Source organism: Streptomyces sp. NBC_01352 (genome assembly GCF_036237295.1).
In the GTDB taxonomy this organism is placed as follows: domain Bacteria; phylum Actinomycetota; class Actinomycetes; order Streptomycetales; family Streptomycetaceae; genus Streptomyces; species Streptomyces plumbiresistens.
Window position 1 is genome coordinate 7,442,627 of record NZ_CP108354.1, and the last position, 12,127, is coordinate 7,454,753.

The window sequence follows — 12,127 nt, forward strand, 5'->3', positions numbered from 1 at the left end:
ACTCGCCAACGAAACAGAACCCCGTACCCCGAAAGGCGCACATGCACACCGCCCGCTTCACCCTCGACCCCGCCTTCACCATCGGCGAAGTGAACCCCCGCCTCTTCGGCTCCTTCGTCGAACACCTCGGCCGCTGCGTCTACACCGGCATCTTCGAACCCGGCCACCCCACCGCCGACGAAGACGGCATCCGAACCGACGTCCTGGACCTGGTCCGCGAACTCGGCGCGACAGCCATCCGCTACCCCGGCGGCAACTTCGTCTCCGGCTACAAGTGGGAGGACTCGACGGGCCCCGCCGAAGACCGCCCCCGCCGCCTCGACCTCGCCTGGCACTCGACCGAAACGAACCGCTTCGGCCTCTCCGAGTACATCGCGTTCCTCCGCAAGGTCGGCCCCCAGGCCGAGCCCATGATGGCCGTGAACCTCGGCACCCGAGGCGTCGCCGAGGCCCTGGAACTCCAGGAGTACGCCAACCACACCTCCGGCACGGCACTCGCCGAGAAGCGCATCGCCCACGGCGACAAGGACCCCTTCGGTATCAAGCTGTGGTGTCTCGGCAACGAGATGGACGGCCCCTGGCAGACGGGCCACAAGACGGCCGAGGAGTACGGCAGGGTCGCCGCCGAGACGGCTCGGGCGATGCGCCAGCTCGACCCGACCGTCGAACTGGTCGCCTGCGGTTCCTCCAGCCAGAGCATGCCGACGTTCGCCGAGTGGGAGGCGACGGTCCTCAAGGAGACGTACGACCTCGTCGACTACATCTCGCTGCACGCCTACTACTGGCCGGAGAACGGCGACGTCGACTCCTTCCTCGCCTCCGCCGTCGACATGGAGTCCTTCATCGACAACGTCGTCGCGACCGCGGACCACGTGGGCGCGAGGCTCAAGTCGAAGAAGAAGATCAACCTCTCCTTCGACGAGTGGAACGTCTGGTACCTGCCCGACTGGGAGGAGCACGCGAAGTCGTTCGGGCAGGACGACTGGCCCGAGGCCCCGCGCCTGCTGGAGGACAACTACAGCGTGATGGACGCGGTCGTCTTCGGCTCGCTGCTCATCGCACTGCTGCGGCACGCCGACCGCGTGACCGTCGCCTGCCTCGCGCAGCTCGTCAACGTCATCGCGCCGATCATGACCGAGCCGGGCGGCCCGGCCTGGCGCCAGACGACGTTCTTCCCGTTCGCGCAGGCCTCGAAGTACGGCCGCGGCCAGGTCCTCGACGTCCGCGTCGACTCACCGACGTACGAGACGAAGAAGTACGGCGAGACCGACCTGCTGCACGCCACCGCCGTCCGCGCCGAGGACGGCACGGTCACCGTCTTCGCGGTCAACCGCAGCCAGTCCGACGCGCTGCCCCTCGAGGTCGCCCTGAACGGCCTCGACCTCACCTCGGTCGTCGAGCACAGCGCCCTGGCGGACGCCGACCCCGACGCCCGCAACACCCTCGACGAGCCCGGACGGGTCGCCCCGCACCCGGTCGAGGGCACGGCCCTGACGGACGGCACGCTGACCGCCGTACTGGAGCCGCTGTCCTGGAACGTGATCCGGCTGGCGTAGTAGCGGCGCAAATATCGCGGATCAGCGGCCGGGGGAGTCCACCGGTGTCACCGGGACTCCTCCGGCCGCCACGCCCAGCAGCGTCAGCCGTACGTCCCGCGGGCCCGACGGTGTGGTCCCGTCGGACAGGACCGCCAGGGCCAGTGTGTTGGTACCACGTGTGCGCAGGATCCCGTTCGGCAGGACGAAGGTGTGCTGCGGGCCCACGTCGTTGATGTACTGGCCCATGTTCCAGCCGTTGAGGAAGATCTGGACGCGGTAGGCGCGGGCCGGGTCGTCGTCCAGGACGAGCCCGATCGAGGCGTCGGTCCCGGTGTCGAGGGCCAGCCGGAAGGTCTTCCGGTACCAGGTGACGCCCTGGCCTCGGTCGGCGTGCGGAAGGTCCACCGTCCGCCACTCGCCGTCCGCGAACCCCGGCAGGTGCCAGCCCTCCCGCTCCCCGAACAGCCCGCCGTTGTTCAGCGGCCCGCGCACGGGATCGGGCTCGGCCGCGCCCTGCAGCCGCCACCTCACCTCCGGCTGGGACGAGGCTCCCTCGTCGGCCCCCTTGAAGGTGACCGCCGTCAGCCCGCGGGCCACCTTGTGCGCGTCGTCCGCCCCGCCGTCCTGGTCGTGCTGCATCGGCCGGACGAGGACGGACAGGACGTGCGCGCCACCGGCCCCCTGAGGGAGCACCCTGGGCAGGTCGAAGGTGGCGGTATCCGCCCAACTCCCCTTGCCCACCGTGTCCTTGTCCGGCACCGGCATCCGGTGCGTGCCCAGCGGAGTCCCGTCCAGCCACGCCATCAACAGGCCCTGCGTGCCCGTGCTGTAGGACAGGGCAACCGATTCCGCGCCCGCTGCCTCCGTGACGTGCCCCCGGTACCAGACGTCGCCGTAGTGGAAGCCGTAGTCGTCCGCGAAGAGCACGGGCTGCCCCTCGGGCACGGGCGTGATGCTGAACGACGTCTTCTTGTCGGCGACGGTCCACGCGGAGTCGTCGAAGTCCGGCTCGGATTCCGGGTCCTCCGTCCGCCGCCGCCAGCCCGAGTCCAGCGCGGGCAGCGTCACCGGTTCCACGCCGGGCAGCAGCGGCTCGGCCAGCAGACTGCCGGTGACGCTGATCCTGGTGCGCACCGGGCGCCGGTTCCAGGTGACGCGACCGACGCCCCGCGGAGCCCACACCTCGAGCCCGGTCGCGCCGTACGTGTCGCCGGTCAGGTGCACCGTGTCGCCGCGCACGGTCACCTCGCGCACCAGCGGCGGGCCGTACACCAGCACCGTGCCCGACGGGGTGTCGAACGGCCACAGCCGCAGCGAGGTCGCGTCGTCGGCGAAGAGCAGCAGCAGCGGCCGCTCGGACCCGGCGGCCTCGACCCTGACCCGGGTCAGCCCGCCCACGCCGAGCGGTGCGGTCACGCGCAGCAGCCCGCGGTCGTAGATCCACGCGCCCTCGGGGTCCAGCCGCGTCGCCTCCACGTCCTGTTCGCTCTCCAGCGCGATCTGCGCCATGTCGCCGTACCGCCCCGCGAAGAGGGCGATGTCCTGCCGCCCCGCCGTGACGCAGAACATGGGCGGCACGGTGGCGTACTTCAGCTTCCGCCGCCCGAGGGCCAGATCGGCGGTCAGCAGCAGCGCGTCCCGGGCCGGGACGGTGAACGGCACCGCGAACCCGGCGTCCGGCATGGTCGAGGAGATGTCCTCGTCGGTGTCGTTGCGCACGACGTAGACATGGAAGCCGGTGTCGGGATTGGTGAGGTGGTACACCTTCAGCCGGTCGTCCCTCGCCCGTACCGCCGCTGCCCGGTCCAGCTTCGCGAAGTCCGGCACGCGTTGCAGCAGATGCCCGAGCTGGTGCATCGGCGCCAGCTTGGCGGTGGCGGCCTTGCGCCCCTCGTCGAAGGCCGCCCCGTAGTCGTACGACGTGTAGACGGCCGGCGCGGGCAGCCAGCCCCACGAGGTGCCGCCGAAGGTCATGTAGACGTTGTTCAGCGTGATGCCGTTGGCCAGGTTGGTGAGATGGAAGCGCCGCTCGTACGCCGCGTCCCGGGTCCGGCGGGCCTCCGCGTACCCCTTGCCCTGGAAGGTCGCCCCGCCCCACCCGTCGAACCAGCCTCCGCCGAACTCGGGCAGGAACCCGGGCGTCCGCGGACTGGCCGTGGCCCCGCCCGTCCGGCCGCCGACCCCGAAGTGCCCCCAGTCCGGCGGCGTCCGGGCCGGATCGGGATACCCGTCGAAGCCGTACAGCCAACGCCCCTTCTCGCCCCCGGTGTCGAACGACCCGGGAAGCCACCGGCCGTTTCGGCCCTTGTCGTTGTGGAACAGCGGTACGTCGATCCCGTCGGCCCGCACCTTCTTGTACAGGTGGGACATGTAGTCCCGTGCGGTCGCGCCGAGGCCGGCGCCACCACCGGAGGGGTCGTACTCGTTCTCGATCTGGTAGAGCAGGACCGTGCCCGTGCCCTTGGTGAACTGGTGCCGGGCGGCGATCGCGTTCACCTGGGTCAGCCACTCGTCGACGTGCTTCAGATAGGTCGGGTCGGCGGTGCGGGCCCGTCCCTCGGTCGCCGTGAGCCAGCCGGGGAAGCCGCCGGCGTCGACCTCCGCGTTGATGTACGGACCCGGGCGCAGGATGACGTACAGGCCGGTCTCGGCTGCCGTGCGCAGGAACAGGCCGAGGTCGCGGACGCCCGTGAAGTCGTACGCGCCGGGCGCGGGGGAGTGGTAGTTCCAGGCGACGTACACGCTGACCGCGTTGTGGCCGTGCGCGCGCATCTTCTGCAGGACGTCCCGCCACAGCGACGGGCTCGGCAGCCGGAACGGGTGCATCTCACCCGACCACAGGACCAGTCGCCGGCCGTCGACGATCAGCGAGTACCGGTCGAAGCCGACCGAGTGCCGGCGGCCGTCGGCGGTGGGCGGGCTCGGCGGAGGGCCCGTGGGCACGCTGCGGGACGTGCGGGCGTTCGTCGCAAGGCTGCCGCTGCCGGTCAGCGCGAGGCCGAGCGCCGTGGTGCCGGCGAGGGCGCTGAAAGTACGTCTGCTGAGCCCCAAGGGAGCGCCTCCTGTTGTGCCTGGTCGTCCGCGACCGTGGGTGCTGGGTCATTCTGTACGGTCGGACGCCGCACAATTGTCGTATGAGGATCTCTGCGCGGGCGGACTACGCGGTACGTGCGGTGCTGGAGCTCGCCGTACGACAGGACGACGGGCCGGTGAAGGCGGAGACCGTCGCAGCCGTCCAGGGCATCCCGCACAAGTTCCTGGAGGGCATTCTCGGCGATCTGCGGCGCGGCGGGATCGTCGACAGCCGGCGCGGCGGGGGCGGCGGCTACCGGCTCGCCCGCGAGGCCACCGCGATCACCGTAGCGGACGTCATCCGCGCAGTCGACGGGCCCATCGTGTCGGTGCGCGGCGAGCGCCCAACCGGCCTCGCGTACACCGGATCGGCCCAGCCCCTGCTGCCGCTGTGGGTCGCGCTGCGCGCCAACGTCCGCAGGATCCTGGAGGGCGTCACCATCGCCGACATCGCGGCGGACGCCCTGCCCGAGCCGGTACGGCAGCTGGCGGCGGAGCCGGCGGCCTGGGAGAACCCCTGAGCCTGTGAAGGGCCCTCATCCGGGTCTCAGGTTGCACTCAGAATGACGACCTAGGGTCACGTCCCGTTCATCCCTACTCACTCGGTAGGAAACCCAGGACACGACGGGACGACGACCCATGCGCACGCTGATTCTGCTCGCCCTCGCGGGCCTCGGGGCCCAGCTCGTGGACGGCAGCCTCGGCATGGCCTACGGAGTCACCTCCACCACCCTGCTGCTCGCCCTGGGCACCAACCCGGCCGCCGCCTCGGCCACGGTCCACCTCGCCGAGATCGGCACCACCCTGATGTCGGGCGCCGCGCACTGGCGTTTCGGGAACGTCGACTGGAAGGTCGTCGCGAGGATCGGCGTGCCGGGAGCGGTGGGCTCCTTCCTCGGCGCGACCGTCCTGTCGAAGCTCTCGACCGAGGTCGCCGCGCCCGTGATGTCCCTGATCCTGCTCGGTCTCGGCTTCTACGTCCTGTCCCGCTTCACCTTCCGCGGCCTGCCCGAGGGCAAGCTCGGCAAGCCCCTGCGCCGCCGCTTCCTCACCCCGCTCGGCCCAGGGCCTGTCCGGCGGATCATGCCGCAGACGCGGGGTCTGGCACGCCCATCTGCGGCGTTGTCGTCGGTTGTCGACTCCCCCACGCTCGAACAACCTCGCGCGGGGGGGACCCCCATCGCGTCGACGCCCTCCTCCGCCTTGCAGCTGGACGCATCAGACCCCGCTCACCTGCGTTGATCAGGCGCAGCCGATTTCCTGCGACCTGCTCCGCCGGACAGACCCTGGTCGCCGGCTTCCTCGACGCGACCGGCGGAGGCGGCTGGGGCCCGGTCGGCACGCCCGCGCTGCTGGCCGGCGGCCACATGGAGCCGCGCAAGGTGATCGGCTCCATCGACACCAGTGAGTTCCTCGTCGCCGTCGCCGCGAGCCTCGGCTTTCTCCTCTCCCTAGGCTCCCAGGGCATCGACTCCCTCTGGGTCGCCGCGTTCCTCCTCGGAGGCCTGGCCGCGGCGCCGCTCGCCGCGTGGCTGGTCCGGCTGGTGCCGCCGCGCGTTCTCGGTTCTGCGGTGGGAGGGGTCATCCGCGTCACGAACGCCCGGACGCTGCTCAGGAGCGACTGGCTCGCGGTGTCCGGGACGCTCGCGACGGCGGTGTACGTCGTGCTGTACGCGCTGTGGGCGGGGGCGCTGGCGTACTCGGTCCGGGCGCACCTGAGGGAGACGGCCGCGGAGGTGACGGCGGAGCCGCAGCCGGTGCGGGTGTGACCCGGATGGATGTGACCCGGGTGGATGTGACCCTGGTGGATGTGAACGGGCCGGGGTGAATGGCCGGAGTTTGACCTGTCCATGACGCATCGGGCTTCCTACGATGCGAACGCCTCGATCCTCCACAGCAACTCCACAGTTTCTCCATGGAGCCGGAGTTCGGAGCCGGAGTTCGGAGCCGGGGCGCATCCACCCCCCACCGATCCCACCGAAGGGGAGAGACAGTGACTACTGGCCTGCTCCTGAGCGGCGCCGCGATCACCGCGCTGCTCACCGCCGCACTGCCCGCGCAGGGCCCGTCCTCCGGGTTCGAGGACCCGCCCCCGGACAAGATCGTCATCAAGGTCGCCACGGTGAACGGCTCCGGCTGCCCACAGGGCACGGCCGCGATCGCCGTCTCCGAGGACAACACCGCCTTCACCGTGACCTACAGCGACTACCTCGCCCAGGCCGGCGGCAACTCCGACCCCACGGCCTTCCGCAAGAACTGCCAGCTCAACCTGATCGTCCACGTCCCGCAGGGCTTCACCTACGCCATCGCCAGCGCCGACTACCGCGGCTTCGCCGCACTCCAGCCCGGCGCGAGCGCCGTCCAGAGAGCCTCGTACTACTTCCAGGGCTCGTCGAGCACGGTGTACAAGAACCACCCCTTCACCGGCCCCCACGACGACAACTGGCAGGCCACCGACACGACGGACTGGGCCCAACTGGTCTGGGCGCCCTGCGGAGTCCAGCGCAACTTCAACATCAACACGGAGCTCCGGGTCAGCGCCGGGACGCAGTCCCCCGGCAAGGTCAGCTTCATGACGATGGACTCGACGGACGGGGACATCAGCACGGTCTACCACCTGGCGTGGAAGGAGTGTCCGGAGGCGTAGGGCAGCGGCGCCGGGTCCGGTCGCCCTCGACGGTTCCGCGGCGGCCCCGTGCGTGACGGGGCCGCCGTCGGTCGTTTCGCGACGGACGGAGCGACGATCCGTCAAGTCCCTTGGGGGACGGCCCGTCGGGCGGGCCGGGGCGAGGTAGCGTGGCGTTCCAAAGGGACGAAACGGGTCAAAAGTTTCGGAGGGCTTGCGTATGGGAGTACGAATGAGGCTGACCGGACGCGTCGAACAGCGCATCGCCAAGGACTTCCCCGGACGTGACGGCCAGGTCGTGAGGGAACTCCTCGCCGAACTCGTCCACCACCTGGCCGAACGCGGCGACAAGGAGGACAAGGAGCGCATCGCCGCCGCGACCCTCCTGTGCAGCCGCGGCCGGATGGACCGCCTCCTCGACGCGCTGCAGCTGGCCAAGGAGGACTGGCGTGACGTGCTGGTGGGGGCGGGGCTGGCGGACGCCGGCTGGAGGGAGCGGTTGGAGGCGGACTTCGGGCCGGGGGTCTGACGGAGGTGCGAAGCGGGTCTGAGGGGGCCTCGCCCCAGCCGTAGCCGCGACTACTGGGGCTGCGCGGACCATTGACGCGCAAGGGGTTCGATTCTACGGTCCGTCCGAAGTTCTGATCGGTGATCGAAATACCGAACGAACACCGAACGGACCGTACCCCCACGCAAGGAGGCCCCGCGTGAGCCGCACCTCCCGCACCCCCCGCATGTCCCGCCAGTCCCGCCCGCCCCGTCTCCCCCGCAGAACCGCACTCCTCGCCGTCCCCGCGGCCGTCCTGCTCGCCCTGATCCCGAGCAGCGCGTCGGCGTACCCCAACCCCGGCCGGGTCACCGGCGACGTCGTCGTCCACGACCCGACGATGATCCGCAACTCGTCCGGCCGGTACCTGCTCTACGGCACCGGCGGCGGCCTCGGCTACAAGAGCTCCACCGACCGTGTCGCCTTCACCAACGGCGGCGACGCCTTCGGCACCAAGCCGGGCTGGTGGTCGTCGTACGCCACCGAGGCCTGGGCGCCCGACATCTCGTACCACGGCGGCAAGTACCTGATGTACTACGCCGTCTCGACCTTCGGCTCCAACAAGTCGGCCATCGGCCTCGCGACGTCGAGCACCGGGCTGGCCGGTTCCTGGACGGACCAGGGCACCGTCTACACCTCCACCACCTCCAGCGACTACAACGCCATCGACCCGAACCTCTTCGTGGACGACGACGGCAAGTGGTGGCTCTCCTTCGGGAGTTGGTGGACCGGCCTGAAGATGATCCAGATCAACCCGTCCACCGGCAAGCAGCTCTCCACCAACACGACGCGGTACTCGCTCGCCTCCCGCCCGACCGGCACCAAGGCGGTCGAGGCGCCGTACATCGTGAAACGGGGCGGCTACTACTACCTCTTCGCCTCGTACGACACCTGCTGCGCCGGCACGAGTTCGACGTACAAGGTCAAGGTCGGCCGCGCCACCAGCATCACCGGGCCGTACTACGACAAGAACGGCGTCTCGATGATGAACAACGGCGGGACGCCCGTGCTGGAGTCCCACGGCAGCGTCATCGGCCCGGGCGGACAGTCGGTCATGAACGACGCCGACGGCGACCTGATCGTCTACCACTACTACGACGGCAACGCCAACGGCACACCCAAACTCGGCATCAACCTTCTGAACTGGAGCAGCGGATGGCCCGTCGCATACTGACCCTGCTGGCCGCGCTGCTGCTCGCCCTGTCGCTCGGGCAGCCCTCCGCGAGCGCGGCCTCGTTCGCCAACCCGGTCAAGGCGCAGAAGGGCGCCGACCCCTGGATCTCGTACCACAACGGCAACTACTACATGGTGACGACGAGTTGGACCGACGTCATCACCATGCGCAAGTCCGCGACCCTCGCCGGACTCGCCACCGCTCCCAACATCGAGGTGTGGAAGGGCGACGCGGCGTCCAGATGCTGCAACATCTGGGCTCCCGAGATCCACTTCCTCAACGGCCGCTGGTACCTGTACTACGTCGCCGGGCAGAACGTGTCCGACTACATCCCGACCCAGCGGACGCACGTACTGGAGAGCGCCGGGTCCGATCCCACCGGGCCGTACACGTACCGGAACCAGCTCAACTCCGCCTGGATGCTGGACCCGTCGGTCGCCACCATCAACGGGCAGCTGTATCTGTTCGGCAGCGCGAGCGGCGGCACGCAGAACCTCGTCGCGGCGAGGATGTCCAACCCGTACACCCTCGCCACCGGCTTCTCGACCATCTCCACGCCGACCAACTCCTGGGAGACGTCCGGCGGTACGGTCAACGAGGGGCCGGAGATCCTCCAGCGCGGCGGGAGGACCTTCCTGATCTACTCGGCGAGCGGCTGCTGGACCCCCGACTACAAGCTCGGCCAGCTCACGCTCACCGGCTCCGACCCGCTGGCCGCGTCCTCCTGGACGAAGAAGTCCACGCCGGTGTTCCAGCGCAACGACGCGAACGGTGTCTACGGTCCCGGTCACCACGGCCACTTCAAGTCCCCCGACGGCACCGAGGACTGGATCGTCTACCACGCCAACGACGCCGCCTCCGAGGGCTGCGACAACGGGCGTACGGCACGGGCCCAGAAGATCGCCTGGAACTCCGACGGCACGCCGAACTTCGGTACGCCGGTCAGGCTCGGGGCGAGCGTGACGGGTCCGTCCGGTGAGCCCTCCACCGCCTCGACGACGTACACCATCACCAACCGCAACAGCGGCAAGTGCCTCGACGTCGCCGGGAGTTCGACGGCCGACGGGGCCAATGTGCAGCAGTACGGCTGCAGCGGCGGCAACAACCAGCGGTGGCGGATCGAGGACCAGGGCGACGACACCAGCAGACTGGTGAACGTCGCCACCGGCAAGGTGCTCGACACCGCCGACTGCTCCTCCGCCGACGGTGCCGACCTGCGCCAGTGGTCCTGGCTGAACAACACCTGCCAGCGGTACCGGTTCGTCGCCACCGACAGCGGCTACGTCAGGATCGTGAACCAGGCCACCGGCAAGGTCGCCGACGTCGCGAACTGCTCCACCGCGGACTCCGCCGACGTACGTCAGTGGACGTGGCTGAACAACACCTGCCAGCAGTGGCGGCTGAACCCGGTGTAGGACGGGTGGAGGCCGGGCTACCCGGCCTGGCCCATCCCCGCCGCGTTCGGCCAGCTCTGGGCCTGGGCGTTGGGCCAGCCGGTCGCCGGGGCCGCCGTCAGGTCCTGGGCGGAGCTCGGGGCGGTCATGCCGCGGACCTGGGCCGCGGTGAGGCCGCCGCGGGCCGGGACGCCCGGTGGGGTCTGGCCCATCGCGGCGGCGGGCGCGGCGGCTGCCGCGGGCATCTGAGCGGGCATGGGCGCGGGCATGGGAGTGGGCATCGGCGCCGGTACCGGAGTCGGGGCCGGGTAGCCGACCGGCTGTGGGGCTGCCTGGGCCACCGCCGGCATCGGCATCCCGGCCCCGAACGGCTGACCCGGCTGAGCGGTCTGTGCCGCGGCGGGCATCGGCATGCCGGCGCCGACGGACGGGGCGGACGAGAACCCCGGCGCGGCGGCCATGGCCTGAGCGGCGAGGCCCTGCGTGCCGGCGCCGTTGGTGGCACCGACCAACCGGTCAACTGCCGCCGTACCCGAGCTGTAGCTGGTCCCTGTAGCCAGCTCGGGCACGGCGGCTCCCCTCCTGGTCCCGTAGAGCACCTGTTCCAGGCCGGACACCAGGCGACGCACGTCCACCTGGGGGCGCACCACGAGTCGCAGGAAGCGGCTTGAGGAGCCGATCTTGTTGCCGCACTCGCGGACGAGGATCCGGTGCTCGGTGAGCATCCGGTCCCGGACCACGGTGCCTTCGGCGCCCACGGGCAGGCGTACGAAGAGGAAGTTCCCCTGGGAGGGGTAGACGGTCAGGCCGGGCAGGTTCGCGAGCTGGCCGGCCATGTCCAGCCGGTCGCGGCGGACCTGCTGGAGGCTCTGCGCGTACTCGGCGCCGTGCTCCTTCAGGATGAACACCACGTGCTCGGCGAAGGAGTTGAGGTTCCACTTGGGGAGCATCGAGCGGATCCGGCCCGCCAGGGCCGGGTTGGCGACCAGGTAGCCGAACCGTATGCCGTGCAGGCCGAAGTTCTTGCCGAGGCTGCGCAGGACGACCACGTTGGGCCGCAGCATGGCCTCGTGGACGACGCTCGGCTCGACCTCCGCGTCCGCGAACTCCAGGAACGACTCGTCGATCACGACCAGGTCCAGGTCGGCCATGGCGTCCATGAACTGCACGACCGCGTGCTTGTGCAGGAAGCCGCCGTCGGGGTTGTTCGGGTTGCAGATGACGGCCACCCGGGTGCCGCGGGCGCGGATGAACTCGGCGTACTGGGCGAGGTCCAGGGCGAATCCGCTGGACTCCTGGAGCGGGAACATGTCGACCCGCTTGCCGGTCTCCATCGGCTGGTCGGTCCAGCGGCCGAAGGTGGGGACGGGGATGGCGAGGGACTCGCGCACCATCAGGTGGTCGATCCAGGTGATGAGTTCGGTGGAGCCGTTGCCCATCGCCACGCACTGCGGCGGGAGTTGGAGCAGACTGCACAGCTCGGCCGTGATGGTGTCGGCGCTGCTCGGGTAGTACGTGATGATGTCCCGCAGCCGGGCCGCCATGTCGTCGAACATGGCGGGGGTGGGGAAGTAGGGGTTGCAGGGGATACAGAAGTCGACCGGCCCGGCCCCTTCGCCGCCCTCACGGGTCAGCGCCGCCATCGACGGGCTGTGCGCCGCGGTGCTGCGGAACAGCGAGGTGACGTTGTCAGCCAAGGGAGCCTCCGTATGGGGCGGGCCCGGTGGGGACGACCGGGCCCGTCGTCTTGGGTGGCCCGCGCGGGGGAGCACGGGC

General features: G+C 70.3%; 10 protein-coding genes. 8 read left to right on the plus strand and 2 right to left on the minus strand.

Features of this window, described 5'->3' with window-relative positions; genetic code table 11:
* Nucleotides 1-41 precede the first annotated feature (41 nt).
* Nucleotides 42-1,556, plus strand: a complete 1,515-nt coding sequence (gene arfA, locus OG252_RS34520; protein ID WP_266439987.1) for an arabinosylfuranosidase ArfA — start codon at nt 42-44, stop codon at nt 1,554-1,556.
* Nucleotides 1,557-1,577: 21 nt separating this feature from the next.
* On the opposite strand, the gene OG252_RS34525 is transcribed toward arfA, so the two are convergent.
* Nucleotides 1,578-4,589: a glycoside hydrolase family 35 protein gene (locus OG252_RS34525; RefSeq protein WP_266439989.1), complete on the minus strand. Its 3,012-nt coding sequence runs from the start codon at nt 4,587-4,589 to the stop codon at nt 1,578-1,580.
* Nucleotides 4,590-4,672: 83 nt separating this feature from the next.
* Here OG252_RS34525 and OG252_RS34530 point away from each other — a divergent pair, with 83 nt between their 5' ends.
* From OG252_RS34530 to OG252_RS34560, 7 genes are all read left to right on the plus strand, one after another.
* Nucleotides 4,673-5,131, plus strand: coding sequence for an RrF2 family transcriptional regulator (locus OG252_RS34530; protein ID WP_266439991.1), 459 nt, complete (start codon nt 4,673-4,675; stop codon nt 5,129-5,131).
* Nucleotides 5,132-5,249: 118 nt separating this feature from the next.
* Entirely contained in the window at nt 5,250-5,852 is a 603-nt protein-coding gene (locus OG252_RS34535; RefSeq protein ID WP_329341065.1) for a sulfite exporter TauE/SafE family protein, read from the plus strand.
* Nucleotides 5,849-6,379 carry a TSUP family transporter gene (locus OG252_RS34540; protein WP_329341067.1) on the plus strand — a complete coding sequence of 177 codons (531 nt, stop codon included), beginning with the start codon at nt 5,849-5,851 and terminating at the stop codon, nt 6,377-6,379. The genes OG252_RS34535 and OG252_RS34540 overlap by 4 nt, the downstream gene beginning before the upstream one ends.
* A gap of 224 nt (nt 6,380-6,603) precedes the next feature.
* Nucleotides 6,604-7,257, plus strand: a complete 654-nt coding sequence (locus OG252_RS34545) for a DUF4360 domain-containing protein (RefSeq protein WP_329341069.1) — start codon at nt 6,604-6,606, stop codon at nt 7,255-7,257.
* Between the two features lie 211 nt (nt 7,258-7,468).
* Nucleotides 7,469-7,765: a hypothetical protein gene (locus tag OG252_RS34550; protein WP_266439996.1), complete on the plus strand. Its 297-nt coding sequence runs from the start codon at nt 7,469-7,471 to the stop codon at nt 7,763-7,765.
* Nucleotides 7,766-7,970: 205 nt separating this feature from the next.
* The gene (locus OG252_RS34555; protein ID WP_329345251.1) at nt 7,971-8,957 is read left to right on the plus strand and encodes an arabinan endo-1,5-alpha-L-arabinosidase; all 987 of its coding nucleotides are present in this window, start codon (nt 7,971-7,973) and stop codon (nt 8,955-8,957) included.
* Nucleotides 8,939-10,372: a family 43 glycosylhydrolase gene (locus tag OG252_RS34560; protein ID WP_266439998.1), complete on the plus strand. Its 1,434-nt coding sequence runs from the start codon at nt 8,939-8,941 to the stop codon at nt 10,370-10,372. Before OG252_RS34555 ends, OG252_RS34560 begins: the two co-directional genes overlap by 19 nt.
* A 17-nt stretch (nt 10,373-10,389) precedes the next feature.
* Here the strand turns inward: OG252_RS34560 and OG252_RS34565 are convergent, their stop codons facing one another.
* A complete protein-coding gene (locus OG252_RS34565; RefSeq protein ID WP_329341084.1) occupies nt 10,390-12,048 on the minus strand; it encodes a pyridoxal phosphate-dependent aminotransferase in 1,659 nt (552 codons plus the stop codon).
* Between the last annotated feature and the right edge of the window lie 79 nt (nt 12,049-12,127).